The following is a 23,889-nucleotide window of genomic DNA, read 5'->3' as shown; positions in this document are numbered from 1 at the left end:
CGGATGGGAGAGTTTCGGGGCCTCTCATGGACACGTGGGCCGGACGGGGGTCGTAGCTTCGGAGAGAAACGACTGGGGGGCAGAGTGTGGAGGTGAGTCGCGTGCGGTCCAAGGTCTGGCGAATACCAAAACGCATATGCATGCGCAGGAGCACGGTGCGGCCGTGCCCCGGTGTCGAAACGGATGTGGCCTGGTGACCGGCCGCAGGCAGGTCCCCGAGGGGAAGACGCACGTACGGCGCACCAGGTTGCTGCTGGCGGCCACCGGGACCGTGGTGGCCGGTGGTGTGGCGGCGGCCGTGACGCTGTGGCCCTCCGGTGGCGGCTCGCCGAACGGGGCCGGGGCCTCCGTGGGCACGGCGGCGGCGTCCACGGGCTCCGCCCGCTCCGTCCCGTCCCGCTCCTACCCCCTGTCGCAGCCGCCCCGCACCATCCCCGCCGTCAGCCGGTTCACCGCGGCGCGGGGCCCGGGCTGGCGGCCCGCCTCCGGGCACCGGGTGGTGGTCGACAACGCTCAGCTCGCCGACGAGGGGCGGCTGCTCGCCGGGGAGCTGGGGATGGCGTACGGCGGGCAGACCGGCGCCGGCGCCGGTGACGTGGAGCTGGGCCTGGCCGGCAGCGGCAACCAGGAGTCGTACACGCTGACCGTCACGAACGGGCGGGTGAAGATCACCGGGCCCGGCGAGGCCGGCGTCTTCTACGGCACCCGCACCCTCAAGCAGGAGGTGCACGGCGGCGGCACCGCGCCCGAGGGCGTCGTGAACGACGCGCCCGCCAAGCCGCGGCGCGGGTTCATGCTCGACATCGCCCGCAAGTACTACACGGCCGGCTGGATCGAGGACCGCATACGTGAGCTGGGCGACCTGAAGTACAACGAACTGGGTCTGCACTTCTCCGACGACCAGGGCTTCCGCATCGAGTCCTCCTCGCACCCGGAGATCGTCTCCAAGCAGCACCTCAGCAAGGCCGATGTGAAGAAGATCGTCGACCTCGCGGCGAGCCGGCACATCACCGTGGTGCCCGAGATCGACTCGCCCGGCCACCTGGGCGCCGTCATCGCCGCCCACCCCGACATCCAGCTGCGCAACGCCTCCGGTGTCGCCACGCGCGGGGCGGTCGACATCTCCAAGCCCACGGCGGCGAAGATCGTCGACGATCTGCTGGACGAGTTCTCGGGCGTGTTCCCCGGCGCGTACTGGCACCTCGGCGGCGACGAGTATCTGGCGCTGATGGCGCGCAACCCGGCCGCCTCCTACCCGCAGCTAGCCGCCGCCGCGCGGGCCCGGTTCGGGCCGAAGGCGGGCGTCGCCGACCTCGCGACCGGCTGGCTGAACGACCGCGCGAACGTGATGCGCGCGCACGGCAGGACCATGCGGGCCTGGAACGACGGCTTCTACCGGGCGAGCTCCGTGCAGCCGGCCGGGGACCTTCAGGCCGCGTACTGGACCGGCAAGGAGCTGGGCGCCCGGCCGCCGACCGACTACCTGGGCGCGGGCCGCAAGGTGATCAACTACAACGACGAGTACCTCTACTACGTGCTCGGCCAGCCGCAGACCTTCGTCTACCCCACCGGGCAGCGGATCTACGAACAGTGGACCCCGCGCGTGCTGCGGGGCACGACGGCGGTGTCCGCGCGGTACGACGGACAGATCCTCGGCGGCGTCTTCGCCGTCTGGAGCGACCGCCCGACCGCCCAGACGCAGGACCAGGTGGCGGCCGGGATCCGGATGCCGCTGCGGGCGACGGCACAGAAGCTGTGGGACGCGCGGACCCCGTCGCTGTCCTGGACGCAGTTCACGGCGCTGGCGGGCCGACTGGGCTGAAACGCCACACCGGGCAGGCTAGGTGGCCGAAAATACCCTCCTCGAGCGCCTCGACAGCTCCCCTGGTGTGCGTGTGACACTCCCGGTCCGTCGCACGCAGTAAGGGGAGATGCGGGCTCCGTACGGATGAGGCGCCCCGACGAGGCGTTTCGAGGAGGCTTGATGAGCCTGGTGGACCTGATCGCGCAGGCCGACGAGCGGGCACTCGCGGCAAGCGGACTGGCTTGTTTGGACCGGTGTGTGCCGCTCCTCGGAGGCGACGACGAGGTCCTGCGGCCGCTGTGGGCGAGCCTCGTCGAGGGACACGACTGGGAGCAGCGGCTCACCAAGGCGCGCTCCGAGCTGGCGGCCTGGGAGGACTCCGAGGCGGACGCCGAGCGCGCCTCCGAGGCCGAGGCCGCACGGCTCGCCCGCCGCATGCTCGAGGCGGTCCCCGCCGAGCCGTCCGCCGACGCCCTGCGCCGGTGGGCCGACGCCTGCTCGGTGGCCGCGCTCCAGATCCACCGGTTGCTGGACCCCGCCGACGACGACGCCCCGGTCGCGGCCCGCCGCGAGGGCCGTACGGACCGCATGCCGCCGCTCGTCGCCGCCGAACTGCGCCGTCAGGTGGCCGTCCTGGAGCTGGTCACGGACCACGGCGCGGGCGGACTGCGCCGGGCCCTCGACGTGTCGACCGAGGGGCGCCGGGTGCTGCGGGCCGTGGTCTCCCGGCGCGCACGGGGCCGCTCGTAGCCTCAGGGGCTCAGGAGTCCTTGCACTGTGCCCGCCCGGGTCGCGCGGCCTGGCACCGCACCTCGCCGCGTTGCCGAAAAGCCCTGGTAGCTCCTCCTCCGAGCTCTCGGCTTCGCTCGAGCAGGGGGACCCCCTCCGAGGGCTCTCCGGCGCCTTGCGATGCACGGCACCGGACCACGCGACCTCATCGGGTGCTCATAGTGCCAAGGACCCCTTGCAGCCCCGTAAACCCCTTCCGCTGCAAGGATCCTGTGACCGTCCTGTGGTGCGGTGGGGCGGTCCTGCGCCGGTGTCGGGGACTCCCTTCGGACGGCGTGACGCCGCGGCGGTGGAGGGCGCTCTTCCGGGTGTGAACGCAACTGAGGTGACCAGGCCCCACGCCGCCACGAAGCCCGTCCGCTGGGCCGCCGACGCCGTCGCGGCCATGCGCGAGGGCGCCCGGCTGCGGCTCGACTACTCGGCGCAGAGCCTGTGGCGTGTGGACCGGACGATCGAGGAGATAAGCCGTCAGGGCGCGCCGTACGCCGCCGTGGAGACCGTGCTGCGCGGGTTCGGGGCGTACGCGGGCGAGGTGGTCGTCCGGCTGACGGGCGGGGAGTGGTGGTCGTCCGGCGGCGACCATTGGGTGCGTACACCCGACGGCCGCCTGTGGGACCCCATCGACGAGGCCCGCCGCTGCCACCGCGGCGACGGCTCGCTGCGGCTGCTGTGCCGGGACGCGACGAGCGGGACGGCTTGAGGGCGCGCCGCGGCCGTCACGGCCGGCCGAGGTTTCACCCGAGGCCGGTGGGGAGGGTGATGGTCCCCGTGAACGCGCCTTCCGTGCGCTCGGTCACGTCCTGGCTGTAACGCATCGTCTGTCCGCCGTAGGGGATGAGGAAGGTGCACCGGAAACGGTGGGACCTGATGCGGTACGTGGCGGAGTCGAGGGAGAGCACCTCCTCGACGCGCTCCACCAGTACCTGGCTCTCGGACGCCCTGACGCCGGCTGTGCGCAACTGCTCCAGGGTCGGCGTGAGTTCGCGTACCGCCTGCTCCACGACGCCCCGGTCCCGTACGGCGGGGAGCTTCACCGACGCCACCTCGGCCCGCAGTTCGACCGAACCGCCCGACTTCACGACCGAGACGCCGTCGCCCGACTCCTCCCGGGCGTAGTTCCCGAACGCCGTGAGCGCGGCGACCGGGTCCTGCACCACGTCCGCGATCTCCGGATCCGACAGCGGGCCGCTCTTCCACCGTGATCCGGCCGCGCCCTTCCTGACGTACCCGGTCCCGTCGACGACGTAGACCTCTTCGGGCTTGGCGACGCCCTTGGCGTACGTCGTTCCCGTGGAGTGCAGCGCCATGGGGCTCTGTGTGCGCCGTACCGTGGCCGTGTACGTGGCGGTGCTCTGCTGTCCCTGCGACGCCAGGCCCTCGTTCCCCTTCACGGCGAACGTCCAGCCCTTCTGCCTGGACATCGCTTCCCTCGCCCGGGCGAGGAACTCCTCGGGTGTCCGTGGTGCGGCGGGTGCCGCCTTCGGCCTGGCGCCGACGTCCGCGGCGGCTGACTCCGCCGGGGCTCCGGTTCCGCCGCTCTCGGCGCACCCGGCCAGGGACAACGAGAGCAGGGACACAGCGGGAACCGCCAGCGCGGCAACGGCGAAACGGGGTCTCACGCGCGCACTCCTTCACGATCGGAAGGCGCCCGGTTGTACAGGAGCTGGGGCCTCCGACGCCACCACGCGGACAAGCGGGACAAACGCCGCGCGCCGAGCGTGTACGGGAGTTCGGCTGTCGGTGCGACCTGGACGCACGGAACGCGAAAAGGTTGTACATGATGCGCGATCTTGCCGTGTGTTGTTCGCAACGCCCGCGGGCCGTGATGTCCCTGACGTGGCGTGCGCTTGACCAGAGCGAGGGGAGCGATTGGCGTTCTCCGGCCGAGAAGGGGTGGGATCGGCATGGGCGAGCCAGGCGAGCGCATTCCGTACGCGAACGAGATGCGGCCCAGCGCTGCCGCCTTCGTCGCGCGCGTCACCGCACGCAACCGGCTGCCGTTGGACTACTCCGTGGCCAGTCTGCGGGTCGTCGACTTCCTGGTCGACGGCTTGCGCAAAGGCGGGGCCGACCGGGAGCGGGCGTCCGGCACGCTCCTCGGTCTCGGCGCGTACGTCGGTGAGGTGCTCGTGCGCCGCGCGGGGGCGGCGTGGGTGGACTTCGACGCCGATCAGCGCGCCTACTTCGGGCAGTCGGTCGGCGTGCGCATGCCGGACGGGCGGGTGTGGAACCCCCTCGGCAAGGTGCGCAACCGATTCGAAGTGGGCGGCCCGGAGGAGTCGTTGCAGACTTTCTGGCTGACGCTGCACGGGCGGGCCAGGCGGTCGGCCGCCGCCTGACGGGCTGTGACACTTCTGTGAGCCCTGACGCTGATGATCGTGGGTGTTACACACAAACCCGCCGCGAACTCGGCATGGGGCGAGGACAGTCTTGGGTCAGGGAGGGGAACCGCGCCGCGTACACCCGTACGACGCGGAGCTGGGCGCTGCGGTCGCGCGGGCTCAGCAGGGGGACGAAGCCGCCTTCGCGGTGGCGTACCGGATCGTGCAGCCGGGGCTGGTCGGGTATCTGCGTGGTCTCGTCGCGGACGAGGCCGAGGACGTGGCGTCCGACGCCTGGCTGGAGATCGCCCGGGACCTGGGCCGGTTCAAGGGCGACGGGGCGGGTTTCCGCGGCTGGACGGCGACCATCGCCCGGCACCGCGCGCTCGACCACCTGCGCCGCCGGCGGGTACGGCCCCGATCGTCGGGGCTGGAACAGGAGGCACTCGAACTGCCGGGCGCCCACAGCACCCACGACCAGGCGCTGGAGTCCATCTCCACCGAGCACGCCCTGGAACTCATCCGCGGACTGCCGCGCGACCAGGCCGAGGCCGTGCTGTTGCGCGTGGTCGTCGGCCTGGACGGCCCCGCCGCCGCCCGCGTCCTCGGCAAACGGCCCGGTGCTGTGCGTACCGCGGCCCATCGGGGGCTGAAGCGTCTGGCCCGCAGGCTTCGCGTCGAAGGCGCGGGAGACCGGGGTGTGACGGATGACGGCCCCGAGACGCTGGGTGAGTCGAAGTGAGCGGCAGCGGCGGCGGACACGACGACCGGGCCGGCCGCCGGGCAGAGATGGGTGCGGACATGGGTGAACGGCACAGCGACGGCCAGGTCTTCGGCCGTCGGCGCGTGCACCCCGGCGATTCCGCGTCCGCCTCCGCGGGCGCGGCCGGAAGTGCCGCGCTGGAGGCTCTGCTCGCCGCCGCGCTGCGCGAGGGCGCCCTGGACGCCGAGGCCGAACAGAGAGCGGTGGCCGCGTTCCGGGCCGTCCGGGACGCCGGCGCGCCCCAGGCGCGGACCCGGCGCCGCGACGACTGGCGGCCGCTCGGGCACCGGCGTGTGCGGTCGTCGGTGAAGGCCACGGTCTGCCTGTTTCTGGCCGGACTGACCCTGGGCGGAGTCGCGTACGCGGCGATCGGCCCGGACGGCTCCTTCGACGGCGGGAACAGTGGTGGTCACGGGCGGCGGCAACCGTCGCCGAGCGCCCCGGATCGGTCGAGCGGGGCGCCGGATCCGGCGACGTCCCCTGTGCCGGACACCTCCGTCTCCCCCGACCGCCCGGACACCGCGCAGGACACCGAGGCCCATTGCCGCGCATACGAGCAGGTGAAGGACCGTGGCAACGCCATCGGTTCGACGGCATGGCAGCGGCTCGTCGAGGCCGCCGGCGGTGAGCGGAACGTCGCCGCCTACTGCGCCGAGCAGTTGGCACAGGACGGCGGCAAACCGGGCAAGTCAGGCGAATCCGGCAAGGCTCCAGCGGCTTCCCGCACCCCCGGGCCTGGGGAACAGACCGAAGAGGCCGCCAAGGCCCGCGGGAAGAGCAAGTAATCAGGCGCCCCCACGCCGGCTCCTCGACGCTCCGGTGGCTCGTGCGCGCGTTGCCCGGGCGGCGGGCCGACGCCGCGAAGCAACGGCCGGGGCCGCCACCCCCCACAGGAGAGGCCCCGGCCGTCGCGCGGTACGGGCCGCGCGGCGGCCCGTCACTCTCTACAGCGCCGTGGATGCGTTTTCTGTCACACCTCGCCGCGTCACGGGTTGGTTGCACGTTGTACGGGCGTGGACGAAGAGCGGTTTCAGGCCGTAACGTGCCTTTCGCGCCGACCGCGACGATCAGCAATAACGGGTGATGCAACCGCCGCAGACCACGAGCGGCCTGAAGACCACAGGCAGGACGAGGAATCACGACGGCGAGAACCCGGCGCGCGCGAGCGGTGCCGGATCAGGCGCACAGAGGGGCAGTTCGGGTGCTGGGGGACGACGCGGAGCTGACGGCCGCGGTACTTGCGGCACAGGAGGGGGACGAGACCGCTTTCCGTACCGTGTACCGCGCGGTGCATCCGCGGTTGCTCGGGTATGTGCGCACGCTGGTCGGAGACCCGGACGCGGAGGACGTCACCTCCGAGGCGTGGTTGCAGATCGCCCGTGATCTGGACCGGTTCAGCGGCGACGCCGACCGGTTCCGCGGCTGGGCGGCCCGTATCGCCCGCAACCGCGCCCTCGACCACATACGGATGCGCGGCCGCCGCCCCGCGATCGGCGGCGACGAGACGGAACTGACCGGGAAGCCCGCCGAGTCGGACACGGCCGGGGAGGCCATAGAGGCCCTGGCGACCGGCCGCACGCTCTCCCTCATCGCCCAGCTTCCGCAGGACCAGGCGGAGGCCGTGGTGCTGCGGGTGGTCGTGGGCCTCGACGCCAAGACCGCCGCCGAGACCCTCGGCAAGCGCCCGGGAGCCGTCCGCACGGCGGCGCACCGCGGTCTGAAGCGGCTCGCGGAGCTGCTCGACGTGAATCCGGACACGGATCCGGAATCGGCTGGCGCGCTCGGCGCCATGCCTCCCCAGCGAGACGCGCACAGACGTGCGGTGTCGTCCGCCGGTGTGACGCATACGCGTTCGCGGACGCAGAAGGACATGTGATGGCCGACGAGCAGGACAGGTGGCTGGACAGGGACGCGGCGGAGCGTCTGCTGCGCGGAGAGCCCCCGGCCCCCGTCGACGCCGACGCGCGTGCCCGCGCCGAACGGCTCGCCGAAGCACTCGCCGCTCTGGCCGCCACACCCTCTCCGACCAGCGGCGAACTCCCTGGTGAGGAGGCCGCGGTGGCCGCGTTCCGGGCCGCCCGCGCGGCCCGGCAGGACAACGGGGCGGCGCTCCACCCGCAGCCGGCGGCCCTCCCCCAAGCTCTCGACTTCGCTCGAGCAGGGGGGACCCCCACCGCCGACGCCGGACTCGTCCGTCTCGGCCGTCCCGAGTCGGGCGGGCGGCGGGCCCGCCGGTGGCGCACGGTGCGCTTCGGACTGGCCGCCACGGTGGCCGCCGGGATGATCGGCGGGGTCGCGGTGGCGGCCGGAACCGGAGTGCTGCCGACACCGTTCCGCGACGAGCCGGGACCCGCCGCGTCCGTGTCGCCCGCTCTGACGTCCCCTCGGCCTTCGGCCACTCCGACGCCCGGCGCGACAGTAACCGGAGGCCTCCCGTCCGCGACGCCGGGCGGCACGACCGGTGCGCCCGGGCGGAACGGCTCCTCGCGCGACGAGGCACGCGACGGCTCCACCACGACCGGCCGGCCCGGCGACGCCGGCGACCGCGCCGCGGGCCGGACCGGTGACCGGTGGACCGGGGTGCGCTCGTCCTGCCGTGACATGGCCGGCGGCAAGCTCCTCGGCCCCGAGCGGCTGCGCGACCTGGCGGACGCGGCGGGCGGCAGCGGCCGGGTGAAGGCGTACTGCAAGGGCGTCCTGGGCGGCGGCGACGAGGGTTCCGGCCGCGACAGGAGCGGCAAGGGCCGCGACGGGGACGGCAGCGGCGGCGGGAAAGGGAACACCGGCGGGAACGGGAACACCGGCGGGAACGGGAACACCGGCGGGAACGGGAACACCGGCGGCGACGGCGACCAGGGCGGCAACGGCGGTGACGGCGAAGGCCACATAGCGCCGGTTCCCACTCCGCCGACCGCACCCCGCGGCCTGGTCGGGGCCGTTCCGACGCACACGGCGTCCCCGAGCCCGACGTACAGCGCGCCGGGCTCCGCCGAGAACCACTGAGCCGTCGCCGGTGCCGCGCTGACCTGCGGTTTCGCTTCTCCTGAAAAATTCTTCGCGGGAGGTGTGACGCTTTCGGCCGCCGTGGCGCAGTACTGAGTGAGCCGACTGGTCATCGGCCGTCGCACGGAGCCGGGGTTCCCCCCGTACCCACGGCTCGTGCATCGGCGCGGGCGGGACACGTTCCCCCGGTCCCGCCCGCGCCCCACTTCCTCCCTCAGGCGTCTACCAGTGGACGACGACCTTGTCGCCGACCCGCACCTGGGCGAACAGCGCCGCGATCGCCGACTCGTCCCGTACGTTCACGCATCCGTGCGAGCCCCCTGCATAGCCGTGCGCCGCGAAGTCGTACGAGTAGTGCACCGCCTGACCGCCGCTGAAGAACATCGCGTACGGCATCGGCGAGTGGTAGAGCGTGGACACGTGGTCGCGTGACTTCCAGTAGACGCGGAACACACCCTCGCGGGTGGGGGTGTACTCCGTGCCGAAGCGGACCGCCATCGTCGAGAGCGTCCGTCCGTCCACCATCCAGCGCAACGTGCGGCTCGTCTTGCTGACGCACAGCACCCGGCCCGTCGTACAGCGCCGGTCCGGGGCCCCGGCCGGCTGCCCGCCCATCAGGTACAGCTCCCACGTACCGGGCTCGTGCGTCATGGCCAGCAACCGCTGCCAGGTGGCCGAGTCGACCTCACCCGTTGGGGGCAATCCGCGCTTGCCCTGGAAACCCCTGACGGCGTTCTCGGTCAGGTCGTCGTACGTCCCCGTCGGGCCGTCGAACAGCCAGTCGACCTGGCGCAGCCGGGCCTGCAGCTCGCGCACCCCGCGGCCCGAGTCGCCGCGCCGCCACAGGGCGGCGGGCGAGGGCTTCGGGGCGGGTGCGGCGGTGCTCGGCGCGCCGTCCCCGGACGCTGTACGCCCGGCGCCGGACGGGGTGCGCGGGACCTCGATGTGCACCGGTGAGCGGTGCCTGCCGTCCCCGCCGCCCGCGTCCCCCGGCTGCGCCGTGCAGCCGGCGGCCGCGAGGAGCACGGCGGCCCCGGCGACGGCGACGAGCGACTTCCCCATGCCCCTGGTACGCATACCGACCCCCGCCGTCTCACCGGACGCCTCTGTCCGACCGCATCTCCTCAGATGTTCCCCGCGCGTGACCGACGGCGAACCAGGGGGCATGGTTGTGAGCAAGGTCCCAGCGTGCGGCAATTCCACCGCGCGCAGGGCCGCCGCTACAGTCCGTCGCGAGGGTCGTCTGTACTGGCGAGTAACGAAGCCAGGCCACCAAGCCGAGTACGAAGCAACGAAGCAACGCGGAGGCACACACCATGGCGCGCGAGTCGGAGTCCGGACTGCCCATCGAGCCGGTGTACGGGCCGGGCGCCCTCGAGGGCTGGGATCCGGCGGAGAAGCTGGGCGAGCCGGGGGCGTACCCCTTCACGCGCGGCGTGTACCCGACGATGTACACCGGCCGTCCGTGGACGATGCGCCAGTACGCGGGCTTCGGCACGGCGACCGAGTCGAACGCCCGGTACAAGCAGCTGATCGCGAACGGCACCATGGGCCTGTCGGTCGCCTTCGACCTGCCCACCCAGATGGGCCACGACTCCGACGCCCCGATCGCGCACGGCGAGGTCGGCAAGGTGGGCGTGGCGATCGACTCGGTCGACGACATGCGGGTGCTGTTCGGCGGGATCCCGCTGGACAAGGTGTCCACGTCGATGACGATCAACGCCCCGGCCGCGCTGCTGCTGCTCCTGTACCAGCTGGTCGCGGAGGAGCAGGGCGTGTCCGCCGACCAGCTGACGGGCACGATCCAGAACGACGTCCTGAAGGAGTACATCGCCCGCGGGACGTACATCTTCCCGCCGAAGCCGTCCCTGCGGCTGATCGCGGACATCTTCAAGTACTGCAAGGCCGAGATCCCCAAGTGGAACACGATCTCGATCTCCGGCTACCACATGGCGGAGGCGGGCGCGTCTCCCGCACAGGAGATCGCGTTCACGCTCGCCGACGGGATCGAGTACGTGCGCACGGCCGTCGCGGCCGGAATGGACGTGGACGACTTCGCGCCGCGCCTGTCGTTCTTCTTCGTGGCGCGGACGACGATCCTGGAGGAGGTCGCCAAGTTCCGCGCGGCCCGCCGGATCTGGGCGCGGGTGATGAAGGACGAGTTCGGCGCGAAGAGCCCGAAGTCGATGATGCTGCGCTTCCACACCCAGACGGCGGGCGTGCAGCTGACGGCCCAGCAGCCCGAGGTGAACCTCGTCCGGGTCGCCGTCCAGGGCCTCGCGGCCGTGCTCGGCGGCACCCAGTCGCTGCACACCAACTCCTTCGACGAGGCGATCGCCCTGCCGACCGACAAGAGCGCGCGTCTGGCACTGCGCACCCAGCAGGTGCTGGCCTACGAGACGGACGTGACGGCGACGGTCGACCCCTTCGCGGGCTCCTACGTCATCGAGAAGATGACGGACGAGGTCGAGGCGGCGGCGCTGGAGCTGATGGAGAAGGTCGAGGACCTCGGCGGCGCCGTCGCGGCGATCGAACGGGGCTTCCAGAAGAACGAGATCGAGCGCAACGCCTACCGCATCGCCCAGGAGACCGACTCCGGCGAGCGGGTCGTGGTCGGCGTCAACCGCTTCCAACTCGACGAGGAGGAGCCGTACGAGCCGCTGCGCGTCGACCCCGCGATCGAGGCCCAGCAGGCCGAACGCCTCGCCAAGCTCCGCGCGGAACGCGACCAGCCGGCCGTGGACGCGGCCCTGAAGGAGCTGAAGAAGGCGGCCGAGGGCACGGACAACGTGCTGTACCCGATGAAGGACGCCCTGAAGGCCCGCGCGACGGTGGGCGAGGTGTGCAACGCGCTGCGGGAGGTGTGGGGGACGTACGTGCCGTCGGACGTCTTCTGACCGTCGTACGGGCGGGGTGGAGTGTCGTACCCCCGTGCGACACTCCTTGCCATGTTCGGCGTCATCGATCTCCCCACCTACCTGGCAGGACTCGTCCTCATCGTCCTTCTCCCCGGGCCCAACTCCCTGTACGTGCTGTCCGTCGCCGCCCGGCGCGGGGTGCGGGCCGGGTACACCGCCGCGGCGGGCGTGTGGTGCGGGGACACCGTGCTGATGACGCTGTCGGCCGCCGGGGTCGCCTCGCTGCTCCAGGCGAACGCCGTGCTGTTCGGGATCGTGAAGTACGCCGGCGCCGGATATCTCAGCTGGCTGGCGGTCGGAATGCTGCGCGCCGCCGTCGGGATATGGCGTGCGCGGCGGGAGAAGGCCGTCGAGGACACGCCGGCCGCCGTTCCCGCCGCCCCTGCCGAGGAGCGGCCCTACCGCCGCGCCCTCGTCATCAGCCTGTTCAACCCGAAGGCGATCCTGTTCTTCGTCGCCTTCTTCGTGCAGTTCGTCGACCCGGGATACGCCTACCCCGCACTGTCCTTCGTCGTCCTCGGCGCCTTCGCCCAGCTCGCCAGCTTCCTCTACCTCAGCGCCCTGATATTCAGCGGCACGCGCCTCGCGGCGGCCTTCCGGCGGCGCAAGCGGCTGTCGGCGGGGGCCACCTCGGCCGTGGGTCTGCTGTTCCTGGGGTTCGCGGTGAAGCTTTCGCTGGCGAGCGCGTAGCCCGTCACCGTCAGTTCGTGCGGTCCGGTCGGCCCTCGGAGGTCGCCACGCGACAGGGCGCAGGCCGGCCGGACCGGGCCGGGACGGCGGCCCCGACCCGGGTGAACGCGGGACGGCCCGGGCGCGCGCCGCTCAGCGGTTGCGGGCCTTGCGGATCGCGCGGGTGACCACCGGCGGGAGCAGGTCCGCGGCGAACTTACGGGTGCGGCTGCGCGGGACCGCGGGACGCTTCGGTGGGTCCGCGGGCCGCCGGGTGGGCTGCGTGGGGATCGTGACCGCAGGGGGCTCGGGGGTGTCCGCGTGCCGCGACGGCGGGAACGGCGGTGCCTGCATGCCCTTGGACTTGAGGCGGATGATGCGGTGGCCGGCGGCCTGCTGGACGCTCAGGTGGCAGTCCTCGCGCCCCTCCACCATCGCCAGCAGTTCCTCCTGGACGGGCTCGGGATCGCCCCAGGTCCCGTACAGCTTCTGCGTGCTCAGACAGATCGGGCGCAGGCCCCTGTTCAGCACCGCTTCCCAGGCGGCCACCGAGACACCGGGGGTGTGCTCCGAGCGGAAGTCGTCCAGGACGACGATTCCGCCGGGCAGCAGCAGGTCGTGAGCCGCTCCTATGTCGCCGTGGACGTGCTCGTACAGGTGCGAGCCGTCGATGTGGACGAACCGGCAGGAGCGCGGCGGGACCTCGTCGGGCACGATCGAGCTCGGTCCCTGGAGGACGCGGGGCAGCGCGTCGTGGAAGGAGAGGTAGTTCTCCTCGAAGGCCTGCCGGGTCAGGGCGCTGTACGACTTCGTCGACTCCGCCCGGTTGGCGTCGTCCGGTGCGTCGCCCCCGAAGAGGTCGCACACCGTGAACCCCTCGCCGTCCCTCAGATGCCGGCCGAGGAAGATCGCACTCTTGCCCATGTACACCCCGACCTCCAGCAGGTCTCCGCGCATCCCGGCGGATTCCTGCCGGTCGAGGAACCAGTTGAAGAGCGTCTGGTCGAGAACGGGGAACCAGCCGGGGACGTCATCGAGCCGGCGGGGCGGTGGAGCCGTTTCTGCTGTGGCGACCATGAGGCGGGGCACTCCCTTGTGCGGACGGAAACGGTGCGAGAACTGCCCAGCATCTGCCCGGCAGGGGTCATCCAAACGGGTGGCGAGGTGAACAGCAGGCCAATTCCTGTGAGCCGACTGAGAGTCGGGGCTTCGACAGCGCCGCCGTGAAACAGGCCGTCCCCGCCCGGACGACCGGACGGGGACGGTGCCGTGCTGAGGGGCTCAGCCCCGGGCGGCGCGCCCGCGCCTGAGGGCCCGGGCCCGGCGGGCGACCCTGCGGACGGTGGCGTTGCGCGGGATGAACGCCAGCTGGACGGGGATCCCGCCGGGCAGCGCCAGCGAGGTCAGACGCCGGCGCTTGAAGTACCGCCAGGTGTGCGGGCTCAGGTGCTTGGTGAGATAGCGCTCGGCGTGCGCCCGCAGGTCCGGGTAGATCTTCGGCTGCATCGCGAAGCCCACGGTCCGTACGAGCGCGTCGAGGTCCTCGACCTCCATGCCCCGGCGCTGGTGCTCGACCGCCCCCCGGGCCGTCAGCTCGGGCAGCAGCGCGTCGACGATCGTGACCGGGACGCGGTTGCTGTTCTCGTACGGGGCCAGACGTTCCAGCAGGGTCTCGGTGCCCATACGGGCGACCGGGAGGCCGTAGAACGCGGACGCGGTGAGCAGCGCGGTGGAGAAGCAGCCGACGACCAGCGCCGGACGCATGCGCTGGTACAGCACCTCGGCGAGGACCGGGGTGTCGAGCACCGTCAGGTCGGCGCCCAGCTTCTCGGCCTCCTTCTCCAGCGCGCGCGACCAGCGGGCCGGCGCCGAGGGGTGCGGCTTGAACACCACCCGGGTGTGCCCGAGCGCGACGGCGCCCTTCAGCATCCGCACGTGGAGGTTCTCCTCCTCCACGGCGGTGAGTATGTCGAGCGCCGAGAGGTACTGGCCGAGCAGCAGAGCGGGGGCCTCCACGGCGGGCAGCGCGTCACCGGTGTCCTCGAGTTCCGCGAGCACCTTGGAGAACGCGTCCGTCGGCACGATCTCCGGCTCGACGCCGAACTCGGTCAGCAGCAGCGGCTTCAGGCCCGGGACCAGGTCCAGGTGCAGCAGCCGGTCCACACGGGTGCCGACCAGCGGGTCGATCTTGTTGCGGGTGGGGCCGTAGCTCATCAGGCCGTCCGCGTAGACGGTGACGGGCGCGCCGGTGAAGATCTGGCAGACGCCGAGCGCCGGGTTGACCTGGATGGACTCGACGGCCAGCTCTATCTCGTCGTCGCCGAGGTTCCACAGGAGCCGCAGGTGCCGCTCCCACAGCGGGACGTCGTCCAGGCGCGGGGCCCAGCCGCCCGGGTGGAAGGGGTGGATGGTCTCGTTCCAGGAGATGACCTCGTCGAAGCGGCCGCGCAGCCGCTCGAAGCCGGGCATCTCGTCCAGGCCAGGCGTGGTCTCGGGCGTCGCCGCGTTGTTGGACACGAGCAGGATGCGTCGGTCGGCGGGCGCGAAGCACTCGCTGTCCAGTGCCGCGGCCAGGGTCGCCGTGCCGTACAGCGTCGACGCCAGGAAGATCTGCGTCGTCACGCGGCCACCCCCGCGGGGGCGGGACGGCGGCGCAGCCGGCGCAGGCGCGAGGCCCGCTCGATGTCCATGGAGTCCAGGGCGTCGTCGAGCACGTCCTGCGGCATGCGCCGCAGCGCGACAGCACTCATCGACTTCAGTTTCCGTGCCACCGGCGGCTCGAACCTTTCGATGGATCCCAGATGGTGAGAAATGATCGCGCAATAGGTGCGCACGGCCTTGGGGAGCAGTCTGTCGGCATCCTGGTCCCCGGCGGTCTCCGCCACGACCTGGTCGAACGCGCGGATGAAGTCCAGTTGCCGCACATCCCCGATCTGGGTGAGCGAGGAGGCGACACCGCGCCGGTAGTAGACGCCCATGAGGCTGACCGCGGCGAAGGACTCCGCCTCCCGGTGCAGCTTCCAGATCCAGGGCCGGTCCTCGGCGGTGCGCAGGCCGTCGGTGAAGTGCAGCAGACCGCGGTCGACGAGGCGGCGGTGGTAGGCACCCGCCCAGGCGTACGCGTAGTCGACGGAGGTGGAGCGGTCGGCGGGCAGGATCGCGTCGCGCGGGTTCATCACCACACCGCGCCGCCCGTGCGGCACCCGGTGGATGGCACGCGCCCGCCCGGTGCACTGGACGTGGTCGGTGCGCACGAAGTCGCAGCCCAACTCCTCGATGGCGGCGACCAGTTTGGGATAGTAGCCGGGGGCGAGCCAGTCGTCCCCGTCGAGGAACGTGAGGTACTCGCCGCGTGCCGTGTCGATCCCGGTGTTGCGCGCGGTCGCCAGCCCCCCGTTCTTCTCGTGCCGGACATACACCGCGCCTGGCAACTCGCGCTCCGCACGCGCGAGGATGTCCGGCGTCTCGTCGCGCGAGCAATCGTCGACGAGAATGAATTCGAAGTCCTCGCGCGCGTTGGCACGCAGGCTCTTCAGGGTGTCGGGCGCGTATTGCTGCACGTTGTAGAACGGCACGATGACGGAGAGCTTGACCACGCCTGTGACGGTAGGCGGCGGCCCGGCATTCGTCTTGACCGGCGGTTTGATGGGAAGTGAACGACGCATGGCGGAATAGTGAACCCAGCTGTTTCCTGGCGGTTTCACGGCTTGATTCGCTGTTCGTCGGCGTGCTGTTAACCCTTTGTTGCATTCCGCTTCGGCTGCGCCTCGAAATCCCTTCCTAGCGTCTTCGATGTGCCAGCAAGTACTGCGAGGCGCCTGCGGGTCGCCGTCCTAGCCGATTCCGACACCCGGTGGAAATGGGGTGCGCTCACCGCTGCCCGCATTTCACCGACGGAATTCACGGAGACCACCGAATCGACGGAAACATGCGATAAAACCGCCGATTCGGACATCCGGCTCGACGGTTTCCTCCTGCGGGGCCGTGCCACCCCCACCGCCCGCCAGCTCAGGGAGGTCGGCGTCCGCGCGGACTCCCTGCGCGAGGTCACCGCCGTCGAATTCCTGCGCGAGATGACGCAGGAGACGTACGACGTCCTCGTGCTCGCCCTCGTCGGCGGCGGCGTCCAGGCGATGCTGCACGGGCTCGCCCACGCCTGGCAGGGACGCCCGCAGCGGCCCGTGGTGGTCACCGGCTATGTCGGTGTCGTCTACGAGAAGCTCGCCGACGGCCTGCTGCTGCGGCACGGCGCGGACCTGGTCCTCGCCAACTCCCGCCAGGACGCCGAGCGTTTCAGGGCCCTCTACGTGGGAGTGGGCGCCGACGCCTCGTCGGTGACCGAGGTCGCGCTGCCCTTCCTCGGCGGCGCCCCGTACGAGAAGAAGGACCCCTACACGGTCGTCTTCGCCGCACAGCCCTCCGTCCCGGAGACCCGCAAGGACCGTGCGTACCTGCTGGACCGGCTCGTCCAGCACGCGCGCCGCCACCCCGGGCGCGAGGTGCTGCTCAAGCTGCGCTCCAAGCCGGGCGAGCACACCACCCACATCGAGGAACTGCCCTACCAGAAGCTGGCCCAGCGGCACGACCTGCCGGCCAACTTCCGCCTGGTCTACGGGAACATGGGCGAGGTCCTCGACCACACCGACCTGCTGGTCACGGTCAGCTCGACGGCCGCCCTGGAGTCCCTGCACCGCCGTATCCCCACCGTCGTCCTCACCGACCTCGGGGTGCGGGAGGCGCTCGGCAACCACCACTTCGTGGGCTCGGGCTGCCTCGCCTCCTGGGACCAGCTCGACGCCGGACACGAGCCGACACCCGATGCGGAGTGGGTGGCCCGGCAGGGCGTCGCTGCCGGGGGTACCCCCTCCGGGGGAGGTTCGTACGCCACCGCCTTCGACGAGGCCCGGGGGCGCATCGGTGAGCTGCTCACCACCGGTGAACTCCCGCCGCTGAAGCCCTACTACACCCCCGTCACCGCGCCCGGCTATCTGCCCGGCGTCCTCGCCCGCCACCACCTCGCCCCGGACGGCAGCCCGCTGCCGGGCGCGCCCGCCGCCGACAAGGCGCCCGGACCCGTACGCCAGATCGTCCGCCGCGCGGCGCGGGGCGCGTACCGGCACGGCGTGCAGCGGGTGGCGCCCGTCATCCGGCGGATGGGTGAGCTGTGACCTCTCTTCAAGGAGTAGACCCCATGTCCAACCCGGAAGCGGGCCAAGGCGCTTCGGTGTGCCGGGTGCTCGCGGTGATCCCCGCGCGCGGCGGCTCCAAGGGCGTCCCCGCGAAGAACCTCGCCCCCGTCGGCGGTGTGCCGCTGGTGGCGCGCGCGGTGCGCGAGTGCCTCACGACCCGCCTGGTGACGGACGTCGTGGTGTCCACCGACGACCAGGCCATCGCCGCGACCGCGCGCCAGGCCGGCGCCGAGGTCGTGCTGCGGCCGGCCGCCATCGCCGGTGACACGGCGACCTCGGAGGCCGCCGTCCTGCACGCCATGGACGCCCACGAGGCCCTGCACGGCGCGCCCGTCGACGTCGTCCTGCTCGTGCAGTGCACCAGCCCGTTCATCGTCCGCGAGGACATCGACGGGGTGGCGGGCGCGGTCGTCGAGAACGGCGCGGACACCGCGGTCACCGTGGCCCCCTTCCACGGCTTCATCTGGCGGGACGCCGAGGACGTGGTCGCCGCCGGCACCGTCGCCGAGGCCGACGCGGCCGTCGGCGGCGGCTACGGCGTCAACCACGACAAGTCCTTCCGCCCACGCCGCCAGGACCGACCCCAGGACCTGCTGGAGACCGGCGCCGCCTACGCGATGGATGCGGCCGGCTTCCGCAAGCACCAGCACCGCTTCTTCGGCCGTACGGAACTGGTGCGGACGGACCCGGCGCGGGTCCTGGAGATCGACGACCCGCACGACCTGGCGCGGGCACGGGCTCTGGCACCCCTCTTCGACGCGGACCTCCCCCAAGCTCTCGACTTCGCTCGAGCAGGGGGGACCCCCATCGCTTCGCTGCCCACTGCTGATGATGTCGACGCAGTCGTACTGGACTTCGACGGCACCCAGACCGACGACCGGGTGCTGATCGACGCCGATGGAAAGGAGTTCGTCTCCGTGCACCGCGGGGACGGACTCGGCATCGCGGCCCTGCGCAAGAGCGGGCTGAAGATGCTGATCCTCTCCACGGAAGTGAACCCGGTCGTCGCCGCACGGGCCCGGAAGCTCAAGATCCCGGTCCTGCACGGCATCGACCGGAAGGACCTCGCGCTGAAGCAGTGGTGCGAGGAGCAGGGCATCGCGCCCGAGCGCGTGCTCTACGTCGGCAACGACGTCAACGACCTCCCGTGCCTCGCCCTCGTCGGCTGGCCCGTGGCGGTCGCGAGCGCCCACGACGTGGTACGCGGCGCCGCCCGTGCGGTCACCACCGTCCCCGGTGGCGACGGCGCGATCCGAGAGATCGCCAGCTGGATCCTCGGCCCCTCTCTCGATTCCCTCCACAAGTAAGGACAGTTCCTGCCATGAGCACCAACTCCCGTCTGCGTACGTTCGGTTCCCGCGAGGTCGGCCCGGGCAAGCCCGTCTACATCTGCGGCGAGATCGGCATCAACCACAACGGCGAGCTGGAGAACGCCTTCAAGCTGATCGACGTGGCCGCCGAGGCCGGGTGCGACGCCGTGAAGTTCCAGAAGCGCACCCCCGAGATCTGCACCCCGCGCGACCAGTGGGACATCGAGCGCGACACCCCCTGGGGCCGGATGACCTACATCGACTACCGCCACCGCGTGGAGTTCGGCGAGGACGAGTACCGCCAGATCGACGAGTACTGCAAGGAAAAGGGCATCGACTGGTTCGCGTCCCCGTGGGACACCGAGGCGGTCGCCTTCCTGGAGAAGTTCGACCTCCCGGCCCACAAGGTCGCCTCCGCGTCCCTCACCGACGACGAGCTGCTGCGCGCCCTGCGCGCGACCGGCCGCTCGATCATCCTGTCCACGGGCATGTCGACCCCGAAGCAGATCCGCCACGCGGTGGAGGTGCTCGGCAGCGACAACATCCTCATGTGCCACGCCACCTCGACCTACCCGGCGAAGGCGGAGGAGCTCAACCTCCGCGTGATCAACACGCTGGAGAAGGAGTACCCGAACGTCCCGATCGGCTACTCCGGCCACGAGACCGGCCTGCAGACCACGCTGGCCGCGGTCGCCCTCGGCGCGGTGTTCGTCGAGCGCCACATCACCCTGGACCGCGCCATGTGGGGCTCCGACCAGGCGGCCTCCGTCGAGCCGCAGGGCCTGACGCGCCTGGTGCGCGACATCCGCACCATCGAGGCGGCGCTCGGCGACGGCGTGAAGAAGGTCTACGACTCCGAGCTCGGCCCGATGAAGAAGCTGCGCCGCGTCACCGGCGTCGTCGCCGAGGCGGAGATCGCCGCGGCCGCCGGCGAGCCGGTGGCGGTCTGAGCGCCTTACGGGACGGTCGTACGCCGATGAGCCCCCGCGCCGGATCCGCCGGCCACCCCCCCTCCACGCTCGCCTTCGTCGAGAGCCCGGTACAGCTCCTGAACGTGCTGGAGTGGGCCCACGCGCACGCCCTCGGCGCCGCGGGGGGCGCCGCGGGGGGCGCCGCGTCCGGGCGCGCGGCGGCGATCCCCGCGCAGGGGCGCCGGCGGCCGCGCGCGATTCCCGCGCAGGGGGGCCGGGGTTCCGGGGCGGGGCGTACGGCGGGGGACGACGGGGGGCCGCACGGTACGACGGGGGACGGCGCGAGCGCGGCGGCGGACGGTACGGCGCCGCAGGACGGGGGCGCGGCGGACGGCACGGCGCGGGAGGGGCTCACCCTCGTGGTGCTGGCGCCCACCGACCCGATGACCCGGGGCCAGCTGCGCCGCATGGCGGAACTGGCCCGTGACGAGGGGTACGAGGTCCGCTGGGAGGAAGCGCGGGGCGGTGCCCTGGCCCCCTTCCACACCATCGGCGGCCTCACCCCGCTGCTGCGCCGGGCGCACCGGGTGGTGATGGGGGACCCGTTCTCCCGCTACGTCCAGCTGCTGCTGACCATCACCGGGGCCCGGGAGCTGGTGGTGGTGGACGACGGCACCGCGACCATGGAGTTCGTCGCCCAGCTCGCCCGTGGTGAACGCCTGGTGCGCTGGCACCGCAAGGGCAGCCGCCGCGGCCCCCGGGACCTGCTGTTCGCCCCCGTGTCGTCCTCGGCGCGCCGCAGGCTGACGCCGGGCACCCGGCGCACGGTGGAGGTCTTCTCCTCCATGCCGATCGAGGAGGCCCCGGCCGGGGTCACGATCACGTCGAGCGACTTCGCCTGGACCCGGGCCCGCTTCGGCCCGCCACGCCTGACCAAGGGCGCGGACCTGGTCGGCACCTCCCTCGTCGAGACGGGCGTGGTGGACGGCGAGCGCTATCTGGAGGCGGTGCGGTCGCTCGCCACGGCGCACGGGGCGACCCGCTACTTCGCCCACCGCCGAGAAAGCCCCGAGAAACTCCACAAGCTGGCGGTGGAGACGGGCCTGGAGGTGGTCCGCCCGGATCTGCCCCTGGAACTGATCGCCCGCCGCGGCCCCGTCGGCCGTACGATCCTCAGCTTCCCCTCCACGGTCGTCCACACCCTGCCGCTGGCCCTGGTCGGCACGGAGGTCCGCGTCGCGGTGTGCGACATCGACCCTGCCTGGCTCACGGACCACGCCTCGCCCCGGGCGCAGGGCTTCCTGTCCGGGGTGACGGACACGGCGCGGGACGTGGACCGGGTGTCGTCGGTGACGGGGGGACCGGACGTGGCGGCCGCCGAGCAGGACGTGGCGGCGGGATAGACCCGCGGCCGGACCGCGGCGTCGCGCAGGGCGTTCTTCGTGCGGTGGTCAGTCCTCGTCGCGCGGCTTGCGGGCCAGGAGGTACGCGCGCTGCCGCTTCCCTGCCCCGTCCGGTTCCAGGAGGGTGTGCGCCCGGACCGGCAGGCCGGCCTTGGTGAGGTGGGCCGTGATCGTGTCCGGGCTGTGCCAGTAGTGGTCGAGGCCCGTCTCGTGGCCGAAGGGCTCCGCAAGGTGGCGCTGGTCGTCGTCGCCCGTCTCGAACGCCACGAGCGCGTGGCCGCCGGGGCACAGGACACGGTGGAACTCGGTGAACACCGTCGGCAGGTGCTCCTCCGGTACGTGGACGACCGAGAACAGCGCCGCGATCCCGCCCAGCGTTTTCGGCGGCAGGTCCAGCGCCGTCATCGTGCCGACGTGGAAGCGCAGGCCAGGGTGGGTGCGGCGGGCCAGAGCCACCATGCGGGGCGAGAGGTCCACACCGAAGACCGGGACACCGAGGGCGTGCAGGCGGGCCGTGGCGTGTCCGGGGCCGCAGCCGAGGTCGGCCACGGGGGCGGTGCCGTGCGCCCGGACCAGCTCCGCGAAGGCGGTGACCAGGGCCCGTTCGAGGGGACGGGTCGCCAGGTCGTCGGGGAAGCGGTCGGCGTAGTCGGGGGCCATGGCGTCGTACGACGCCCGGGTGGTCCGTATGAAGTCCGGCTCCTCGGCGTTCACGCGGGCGACCCTACCCGCGCGGGCGGGCGGCGAAGGGGCTGCTTTCAAGCGTTCACCACTTCGCCATGTGAGGCCGCGCACGGGTTGGGGAGTCGTAGAGGAGGTGACGCTTCCGCGACGGGAAGGCGGCGTGACGTGGTATCCGTGGTGTACGGGAATCGCTCGGAACCCTTCGAGCGTTCACGTAACGGGCCGCCCGTACACGGAAGCGGTCCCGTACTGGGATCACCGGGCGCCCCCCACGGCGCCGGGACGCCGCCGCGGTCACCCCCGCGGTCCCGCTCTCGACCCCGGCCCGATTCCGTCGCCCGGAAAGCCCGGCGAGTTTACCCATCCCCACAGCCGACCATGCGGCGTGCGGCCAGATTTTCTTCCCCTGACGGGCTAAAGTTTTGTTGATCGCAGGGAGGTCGGCCGCCCGATCGCCTTACCCTTCAAAGGGTGAACCAATTGATGTCCCTAGAGTCCGAGGCCGATCACTCCGGCGAAGCGGTGCTTCCCGGCGCGCTGTCCGAGGCGCTGCACGCCGAACTCGTCGCCTTCCGTCGCGACCTGCACATGCACCCGGAACTCGGCCACCAGGAGTTCCGCACGACCGCCGCGATCAAGGCCCGCCTGGAGCAGGCGGGTCTCGCGCCGCGCGTCCTCGACACCGGAACCGGACTCGTGTGTGACATCGGTGACCCGGACGGCGTACGCCCGATGCTCGCGCTCCGCGCGGACATCGACGCGCTTCCCATCCCGGACACCAAGACCGACTGTGCCTACCGCAGCACCGTGCCGGACCGCGCCCACGCCTGCGGCCACGACGTGCATACCACGGTCGTCCTCGGTGCCGGACTGGTCCTCGCCGAGCTGCACCGCGAGGGGCGGCTGCCGCGGCCGGTGCGGCTGGTCTTCCAGGCCGCCGAGGAGGTCCTGCCGGGCGGGGCCGCCGACGCCATCGAGGCCGGTGTCCTGGAGGGGGTCGGGCGGATCATCGCCGTGCACTGCGACCCCAAGGTCGACGCCGGGCGCATCGGGCTGCGGCACGGCCCCATCACCTCCGCCTGCGACCGGCTCGAAGTCGCGCTCGACGGCCCGGGCGGTCACACCGCGCGCCCCCACCTCACCACGGACCTCGTGCTCGCCGCCGCGCGTGTGGCCGCCGAGGTGCCGGGGATGGTCGCGCGCCGCGTCGACGCCCGCAGCGGGCTCTCGGTCACCTGGGGGCGCATCGAGTCCGGGCACGCCTGCAATGTGATCCCCCAGCACGCCGAGATCTCCGGGACCGTACGCTGCCTGGACCTCGACGCCTGGCGGCAGGCGCCGGACCTGGTGCACGCGGCGGTTGACGAGATCGCCAACCAGTACAAGGCCAAGCCCGAGATCAACTACGTCCGTGGGGTGCCGCCGGTCGTCAACGAGGCCGGTGCCACCGAACTCCTGCGCGACGCGATGACCGCGCGGCGCGGTGCCCACTCCGTGGAGGACACCGAGCAGAGCCTCGGCGGCGAGGACTTCTCCTGGTACCTGGAGAAGGTGCCCGGCGCCATGGCCCGTCTCGGCGTCCGCCGCCCTGGGGACCGCGTGGTGCGGGACCTGCACCAGGGGGACTTCGACGCGGACGAGCACGCGATCACGGTGGGCGTGGAACTGTTCACGGCGGCGGCACTGCTGGACGCGCAGGAGCGGTAGGCGGTAAGCGGGGCCGGGGCTCGGCGGCCGGTGGACGGGCCAGGATGCCTGGAGCCTGAGCCCGGGCCGGTACGCCGGAGCCCAGGTCGGCCGACGATCAGTGACCGGAGGCCGGGGCCGGGTGCCGGAGCCCGGGCGGCCGGTGGCCGGAGCCCGGGTGAGAATGCCGGAGCCCGGACCACGAACCCGGAACCCGGGTCAGGCGCCCGGAGCCCAGGCGGCTGGTGCCCGGAGCCCGGAGCCCAGGTGGGCCGACCGGTGGCCGGAGGCCGGGGCAGGACGCTGAAACCCGGAGCCGGGCGACCAGTGGCCGGAGGCCGGGGCAGGACGCTGAAACCCGGAGCCGGGCGACCGGTGGCCGGAGCCCAGGCGACGGTGGCCGATAGGGGTGCCCCGTTTGGCCCCCCTCGCCCCTTTC

21 protein-coding genes are annotated in these 23,889 nt (G+C 72.3%); 15 read left to right on the top strand and 6 right to left on the bottom strand.

Annotation, left to right across the window (positions count from 1 at the left end):
* Positions 1 to 193: 193 nt before the first annotated feature.
* The 3 genes from AB0N14_RS03105 to AB0N14_RS03095 all read left to right on the top strand — a co-directional run bounded on the left by AB0N14_RS03105 (position 194) and on the right by AB0N14_RS03095 (position 3,293).
* Complete coding sequence (locus AB0N14_RS03105; RefSeq protein ID WP_366023984.1) at positions 194 to 1,822, top strand: glycoside hydrolase family 20 protein; 1,629 nt, start codon at positions 194 to 196, stop codon at positions 1,820 to 1,822.
* A gap of 162 nt (positions 1,823 to 1,984) precedes the next feature.
* A complete protein-coding gene (locus AB0N14_RS03100) occupies positions 1,985 to 2,554 on the top strand; it encodes a hypothetical protein (protein WP_366023983.1) in 570 nt (189 codons plus the stop codon).
* Positions 2,555 to 2,978: 424 nt separating this feature from the next.
* The gene (locus AB0N14_RS03095) at positions 2,979 to 3,293 is read left to right on the top strand and encodes a hypothetical protein (protein ID WP_366024245.1); all 315 of its coding nucleotides are present in this window, start codon (positions 2,979 to 2,981) and stop codon (positions 3,291 to 3,293) included.
* 34 nt (positions 3,294 to 3,327) lie between these two features.
* Here the strand turns inward: AB0N14_RS03095 and AB0N14_RS03090 are convergent, their stop codons facing one another.
* Complete coding sequence (locus AB0N14_RS03090) at positions 3,328 to 4,212, bottom strand: hypothetical protein (RefSeq protein WP_366023982.1); 885 nt, start codon at positions 4,210 to 4,212, stop codon at positions 3,328 to 3,330.
* 285 nt (positions 4,213 to 4,497) lie between these two features.
* Between AB0N14_RS03090 and AB0N14_RS03085 the strand changes: the two genes are divergently transcribed.
* From AB0N14_RS03085 to AB0N14_RS03065, 5 genes are all read left to right on the top strand, one after another.
* Positions 4,498 to 4,932 carry a hypothetical protein gene (locus AB0N14_RS03085; RefSeq protein WP_366023981.1) on the top strand — a complete coding sequence of 145 codons (435 nt, stop codon included), beginning with the start codon at positions 4,498 to 4,500 and terminating at the stop codon, positions 4,930 to 4,932.
* 91 nt (positions 4,933 to 5,023) lie between these two features.
* Positions 5,024 to 5,656: an RNA polymerase sigma factor gene (locus AB0N14_RS03080; protein ID WP_366023980.1), complete on the top strand. Its 633-nt coding sequence runs from the start codon at positions 5,024 to 5,026 to the stop codon at positions 5,654 to 5,656.
* Positions 5,653 to 6,462 (top strand): hypothetical protein, encoded by an 810-nt coding sequence (locus AB0N14_RS03075; RefSeq protein WP_366023979.1) that lies wholly within the window; start codon positions 5,653 to 5,655, stop codon positions 6,460 to 6,462. Before AB0N14_RS03080 ends, AB0N14_RS03075 begins: the two co-directional genes overlap by 4 nt.
* 416 nt (positions 6,463 to 6,878) lie before the next feature.
* Complete coding sequence (locus tag AB0N14_RS03070) at positions 6,879 to 7,553, top strand: RNA polymerase sigma factor (RefSeq protein WP_366023978.1); 675 nt, start codon at positions 6,879 to 6,881, stop codon at positions 7,551 to 7,553.
* Positions 7,553 to 8,680, top strand: coding sequence for a hypothetical protein (locus tag AB0N14_RS03065; RefSeq protein WP_366023977.1), 1,128 nt, complete (start codon positions 7,553 to 7,555; stop codon positions 8,678 to 8,680). The genes AB0N14_RS03070 and AB0N14_RS03065 overlap by 1 nt, the downstream gene beginning before the upstream one ends.
* A 222-nt stretch (positions 8,681 to 8,902) precedes the next feature.
* On the opposite strand, the gene AB0N14_RS03060 is transcribed toward AB0N14_RS03065, so the two are convergent.
* Positions 8,903 to 9,757, bottom strand: a complete 855-nt coding sequence (locus AB0N14_RS03060; RefSeq protein ID WP_366023976.1) for a L,D-transpeptidase family protein — start codon at positions 9,755 to 9,757, stop codon at positions 8,903 to 8,905.
* A gap of 239 nt (positions 9,758 to 9,996) precedes the next feature.
* Here AB0N14_RS03060 and AB0N14_RS03055 point away from each other — a divergent pair, with 239 nt between their 5' ends.
* Both AB0N14_RS03055 and leuE read left to right on the top strand, forming a co-directional pair.
* Positions 9,997 to 11,577 carry a methylmalonyl-CoA mutase family protein gene (locus AB0N14_RS03055; protein ID WP_366023975.1) on the top strand — a complete coding sequence of 527 codons (1,581 nt, stop codon included), beginning with the start codon at positions 9,997 to 9,999 and terminating at the stop codon, positions 11,575 to 11,577.
* 51 nt (positions 11,578 to 11,628) lie between these two features.
* The gene (gene leuE, locus AB0N14_RS03050; RefSeq protein WP_366023974.1) at positions 11,629 to 12,288 is read left to right on the top strand and encodes a leucine efflux protein LeuE; all 660 of its coding nucleotides are present in this window, start codon (positions 11,629 to 11,631) and stop codon (positions 12,286 to 12,288) included.
* 132 nt (positions 12,289 to 12,420) lie between these two features.
* On the opposite strand, the gene AB0N14_RS03045 is transcribed toward leuE, so the two are convergent.
* The 3 genes from AB0N14_RS03045 to AB0N14_RS03035 all read right to left on the bottom strand — a co-directional run bounded on the left by AB0N14_RS03045 (position 12,421) and on the right by AB0N14_RS03035 (position 15,863).
* Positions 12,421 to 13,344, bottom strand: a complete 924-nt coding sequence (locus AB0N14_RS03045; protein ID WP_366023973.1) for a class I SAM-dependent methyltransferase — start codon at positions 13,342 to 13,344, stop codon at positions 12,421 to 12,423.
* A 204-nt stretch (positions 13,345 to 13,548) separates the two neighbouring features.
* On the bottom strand, positions 13,549 to 14,889 hold the full coding sequence (locus AB0N14_RS03040) for an alpha-2,8-polysialyltransferase family protein (RefSeq protein ID WP_366023972.1): 1,341 nt from the start codon (positions 14,887 to 14,889) through the stop codon (positions 13,549 to 13,551).
* Positions 14,886 to 15,863: a glycosyltransferase family 2 protein gene (locus tag AB0N14_RS03035; RefSeq protein WP_366023971.1), complete on the bottom strand. Its 978-nt coding sequence runs from the start codon at positions 15,861 to 15,863 to the stop codon at positions 14,886 to 14,888. Before AB0N14_RS03035 ends, AB0N14_RS03040 begins: the two co-directional genes overlap by 4 nt.
* Positions 15,864 to 16,061: 198 nt before the next feature.
* Here AB0N14_RS03035 and AB0N14_RS03030 point away from each other — a divergent pair, with 198 nt between their 5' ends.
* Genes AB0N14_RS03030 through AB0N14_RS03015 form a run of 4 tightly spaced genes read left to right on the top strand, consistent with a single transcriptional unit; the run spans position 16,062 to position 21,080 of the window.
* A complete protein-coding gene (locus AB0N14_RS03030) occupies positions 16,062 to 17,435 on the top strand; it encodes a DUF6716 putative glycosyltransferase (RefSeq protein ID WP_366023970.1) in 1,374 nt (457 codons plus the stop codon).
* A gap of 23 nt (positions 17,436 to 17,458) precedes the next feature.
* A complete protein-coding gene (locus AB0N14_RS03025) occupies positions 17,459 to 18,763 on the top strand; it encodes an N-acylneuraminate cytidylyltransferase (protein WP_366023969.1) in 1,305 nt (434 codons plus the stop codon).
* A gap of 14 nt (positions 18,764 to 18,777) precedes the next feature.
* The gene (locus AB0N14_RS03020) at positions 18,778 to 19,716 is read left to right on the top strand and encodes an N-acetylneuraminate synthase family protein (protein ID WP_366023968.1); all 939 of its coding nucleotides are present in this window, start codon (positions 18,778 to 18,780) and stop codon (positions 19,714 to 19,716) included.
* Positions 19,717 to 19,742: 26 nt separating this feature from the next.
* The gene (locus AB0N14_RS03015) at positions 19,743 to 21,080 is read left to right on the top strand and encodes a hypothetical protein (RefSeq protein WP_366023967.1); all 1,338 of its coding nucleotides are present in this window, start codon (positions 19,743 to 19,745) and stop codon (positions 21,078 to 21,080) included.
* A 48-nt stretch (positions 21,081 to 21,128) separates the two neighbouring features.
* On the opposite strand, the gene AB0N14_RS03010 is transcribed toward AB0N14_RS03015, so the two are convergent.
* Complete coding sequence (locus AB0N14_RS03010; RefSeq protein WP_366023966.1) at positions 21,129 to 21,794, bottom strand: class I SAM-dependent methyltransferase; 666 nt, start codon at positions 21,792 to 21,794, stop codon at positions 21,129 to 21,131.
* Positions 21,795 to 22,247: 453 nt separating this feature from the next.
* Here AB0N14_RS03010 and AB0N14_RS03005 point away from each other — a divergent pair, with 453 nt between their 5' ends.
* Positions 22,248 to 23,471: an amidohydrolase gene (locus tag AB0N14_RS03005; RefSeq protein ID WP_366023965.1), complete on the top strand. Its 1,224-nt coding sequence runs from the start codon at positions 22,248 to 22,250 to the stop codon at positions 23,469 to 23,471.
* Positions 23,472 to 23,889: the final 418 nt, after the last annotated feature.

Source organism: Streptomyces sp. NPDC051104 (assembly GCF_040682835.1).
Taxonomy (GTDB): domain Bacteria; phylum Actinomycetota; class Actinomycetes; order Streptomycetales; family Streptomycetaceae; genus Streptomyces; species Streptomyces cynarae.
Note: the sequence above shows the minus strand (reverse complement) of the source record. Positions and strands in the feature narration are given on the sequence as shown.